This is a genomic window from Mesorhizobium sp. M1C.F.Ca.ET.210.01.1.1 (assembly GCF_004791585.1).
Taxonomy (GTDB): domain Bacteria; phylum Pseudomonadota; class Alphaproteobacteria; order Rhizobiales; family Rhizobiaceae; genus Mesorhizobium.
Map to the genome: position 1 here is coordinate 1 of NZ_SRUU01000155.1, position 336 is coordinate 336.

The following is a 336-nucleotide window of genomic DNA, read 5'->3' on the forward strand; positions in this document are numbered from 1 at the left end:
AATCGATCAGGCGCCGCGAGCGTTGCCCCGCCACGCCGATCTTGTCCAGCGCGGTGCCGAGCAGCGGCAAGCTGCCGAGATCGCAGAGCGCGATTGCCGCTGCGATCCTGACATCGCGCGAGTGATCGTGGTCAAGCGCTGAAAGCAGGCTTGCCGTTGCATCCTCCGAACCAAGCGCTGCCAGCATCTCGGCCGCATGGATGCGTTCGGCCACATTGCCCCGTTCCAGCAGCCTGCCGACGAGAGCCGGCAAGCCGCATTCATGGAAGGCGACAAGCACCTCGTTACGCTCCTCGCCGCGCAGCAGCGAAACGAACTCGAAGCCGGCATTGATCG

At 64.9% G+C, this 336-nt stretch carries 1 protein-coding gene; it reads right to left on the minus strand.

All coding sequences use genetic code 11. The features are described from left to right. The coding region (locus tag EN853_RS33365) for a HEAT repeat domain-containing protein (protein WP_135861363.1) at positions 1-336 on the minus strand (336 nt) is incomplete at both ends.